This is a genomic window from Vibrio sp. 10N.261.51.A3 (genome assembly GCF_041471965.1).
GTDB classification, from domain to species: Bacteria; Pseudomonadota; Gammaproteobacteria; order Enterobacterales; family Vibrionaceae; genus Vibrio; species Vibrio crassostreae_C.
Genome location: NZ_JBFRPK010000124.1, coordinates 3,131 through 6,685 on the forward strand (window position 1 = coordinate 3,131; position 3,555 = coordinate 6,685).

Annotated in this window: 3 protein-coding genes; all 3 read left to right on the forward strand. The window is 43.5% G+C overall.

Annotation, left to right across the window (positions count from 1 at the left end):
- Positions 1-410 precede the first annotated feature (410 nt).
- The 3 genes from slyA to AB4371_RS21690 are packed head-to-tail and all read left to right on the forward strand — an operon-like array spanning position 411 to position 3,044.
- The gene (gene slyA / locus AB4371_RS21680) at positions 411-878 is read left to right on the forward strand and encodes a transcriptional regulator SlyA (protein WP_017059069.1); all 468 of its coding nucleotides are present in this window, start codon (positions 411-413) and stop codon (positions 876-878) included.
- Positions 879-890: 12 nt separating this feature from the next.
- Complete coding sequence (locus AB4371_RS21685) at positions 891-1,952, forward strand: HlyD family secretion protein (RefSeq protein WP_017059068.1); 1,062 nt, start codon at positions 891-893, stop codon at positions 1,950-1,952.
- Between the two features lie 60 nt (positions 1,953-2,012).
- A complete protein-coding gene (locus AB4371_RS21690) occupies positions 2,013-3,044 on the forward strand; it encodes a DUF2955 domain-containing protein (protein ID WP_372150653.1) in 1,032 nt (343 codons plus the stop codon).
- Positions 3,045-3,555: the final 511 nt, after the last annotated feature.

Genomic DNA, 3,555 nt, shown 5'->3' on the forward strand with positions numbered 1-3,555 from the left:
CCCCCCCCCCCGTTGTTAGGTATGCCCGTAAGAAATGAAGTGGCTTAATTGCTCGCAGCCCTTGGGGTTACTACGCTCTTAGGGAGGAATTGTTCAACAACGCCACCTGTAAATCTCAAAAATCCTACATATTTTTCTTTAAAATTCCGCTTCCGTTTATTTTGTGACTGAATGGGCGCGTTAGCTAATATTTTTTGTCATCTACTGTGTTTCTGGCTCAGCGATTGGGTTGGCTGGGTTAAAATTTATTGGTAAAAGATCGGATGTCCTATTTCACTTCCATTTTTATTCTTTTTTTTCATTACTTTAAGGGGATTTAGGCTTATGAGGCGATTTTGATAGTATAAAATAATTTACTTAGCATGCTAACCAAGTATAATAGTTAGCACGCTAGGTAAATGGGAACCATGATGCAAAAAGAATTCGACCATATGAAAGAGCTATCACTGGCAGAACAATTGGGGCGTCTGCATCGCTTATGGCGCACCGCTGTTGACATTGAACTTGCCCCTTTAGAGTTAACTTACCCACGCTGGACAGCCTTATGGAAACTGTGGCGATTAGGCGACAACCTCAGTCAAAAAGTATTAGCCAATGCCTTAGAAATTGAACTGGCCTCTTTAATGCGCACCTTAGCCCAATTAGAACAGCAAGGGCTCATTGAACGCCACTGTTGCCCCCATGATAAACGCGCCAGACTTGTCAATTTGACTCCTGCTGGACTCGATTTAATAACGAAAGTTGAAGTAACAATTATCAATATCCGTAGCCAATTGCTCTTAGGCATAAACGCTGAAGAACTTACTGAGTTTGAAAGAGTAATTAATCTGATTGGTAATAATGCGTTAACCAAATTAGCTAAAATGACAGACAAGTAAGTGAATACAAATATGACACCAGATCAACAATTTTCGCGGCTAACAAAAATTGCCTTAGCAGGCTTTATGCTGGTATTTGGTTACTTTATGTTTGCTGATGCGACTATGCCATTAACGCCGCAGGCTATGGCAACTCGGGTTGTGACTAAGGTTACCCCACAAGTTAATGGCCGCATTAAAACTATTGCTGTCACTAATAACCAAGTTGTTAGCAAGGGTGAATTACTGTTTGAAGTAGATCCTAGACCGTATAAGTTAGCGGTAGATGAAGCGCAGTTGGCTTTAGAGCAAGTCCAGCAAGATAACGCTGAGCTAGATGCCTCTTTGTTAGCGGCGCAAGCTGATGTCAATGCCAGCCAAACCACATCACAACAAAAACGCAGCGAAGCAAAGCGTCTTGATGCACTGTACAAAACTAATGGCGTATCCCAACAGCAACGCGATCAAGCTGACAGCGATGCCGCTGCGGCTGAAGCAAATTTGCTGGCAACCCAAGCCCGTTTAAAGCAATTAGAAGTGAGCCGCGGTGTTTACGGTAACAATAACTTAAAAGTACGTCAGGCCGAAAATCGCTTAGCCCAAGCCAAATTAAACCTGTCTTATACCCAAGTTCATGCGGATCAAGACGGCACAGTTACTAACTTGCAAATCATGGTCGGCGGCTTTGCGGCCATTGGCCAGCCACTGCTGGCTCTTGTTTCTGATGATGTGGATATTATTGCTGATTTTAGAGAAAAGGCATTACGAGATGTCTCAATTTCATCTAAAGCCCTTGTTGCGTTTGACGGTGAACCAGGCCGTTTATATCGCGCCCACGTCAGCAGTATTGATGCTGGGGTTAGCGCCGGACAGTTCGATGCCAATGGCAGTTTAGCGACTCCGCAACAATCTGATCGCTGGGTCCGTGACGCCCAAAGAATGAGATTGCATTTACAATTAGATAATGACGAAGTCATGAGAACATTGCCAACGGGGGCACGGGCGACGGTGCAGATAATGCCAGAAAATAGTTTGCTGAACTTATTAGCTCATGGGCAGATTAAAGCCATCAGTATGCTGCACTATATCTATTAACATCATACATTTGATAGATGCGCTATTTAAAATATATTACAGCGACACAAGGCAACAATCATGTTACTAAGATTTAATCCCATGACAGCCAATGATTTACGTCAATGTCTACGTATTGCCACTGCTGGCACGATTGGCTTTACTGTGTGCAAACTGTTCGGCTTTAGTAACGGGGTGTTTTATACTGTTACCCCTATGGTATTGCTAGGGCTAGCACCTGTGTTCACCGCCCATGTCGCGCGGCAGGTGTTGGCGTCTTCTGTCACAGCTGGATTAGTGGTAGGCGTTATCGGTGGTTTATTTGGTGGCCATCCAGTCTTAATGACCCTGATTATTTTTGGGGTGTTTGTTGGCTTTTTTACCGCCATGACCCGCGGCAGTTTTTTTCTTTATGGTGCCAATAGTTTACTTAATCTGAGCATCATGCTTAATTTTGCCAGTTACCCTGATACTGATCTAAACGGTCTCATCGGCGCTAATCTCGGCGCCACAATACTGGCAATCATTATCGCCTATATCATGGTCTCGTTAATCCCTGATGTTAAACCCAGAAAATTGCAAAAACCACCAGCAAAATCAGTAAATCGAATGCGACATGAAGTATTACTGGGGGCAACTATCGCCACAGCATCTTTTGTCGTGTTCCAGATATTTAATCTGCAAGACTCTATGTCGGCGCAAGCTGCCACAATTTTATTACTTTATCCGATGCATTTTACTGGGGTATTAAATTATGCCCTTAAACGTGCGATAGGTACCTTTCTTGGAGTGACATTCGGTGTGTTAGCCCAGTTGTTTCTTTATGATTGGTCAGGGCTGTTGATCTTAGTCGTGCCGGTTTTATGGTTTGGGTTAATGCTATTTAGCCAAGTACACGTCAAAGAAAACGTCGGCGCTGGGGTTGGCTTTGGAGCGATGACCACGCTAGGGATTTTATTTGGCCAATACCTCACCCCAGGTAGCGATCTGATATATAGTGCACTTTACCGTATTAGCAGTATTTTGGTTGCCATCGTAGCGACTTTATTACTGTGTTACATCATGCACACTTTACTTAACCGATTTGCTGCAACGCGCTTAAGTTATCAGTAATGCTGATAATGATTAATTGAGCATGGAAAAAAACTGCTTGTGACTCAGCATTAGAAACAATAGGGTCATGTCTTGTCTTTTGTCTCTCATAACAATCACCTGATTCCAGTACGGGATCAGGTACTAGTATTTCAATAAAGCAATTGGAGACACCGTTGAAACTTTTTCCTCTTTGCCATACCTGTAGTTATTCATGATTTGCTAATGTTTACTTTTCCGAAACTCATTTCTGTCCGTGCGACCTGAGGTCGTATGAAGCGTTGTTCACCGCTTAACGAGTGAACCATCTGTATCACCAGATGAACCTACGAGCCTGAATAAAGCAGCGGCTCGGACAATGTAACGAAACTTGGCCGTTGGGCTGAGTGGGAAAAGAATCGTGAGAGGACGTTCCTCCTGAAAACCACAATTCGGGTAAGTGCTAGGTAGTCAGTATGATGAACGTATGTGAATCCATTCAAGGTGCGTTATATGATGAAGCAGCGGAAGTGGTTAATACGCTGTGGCCAAA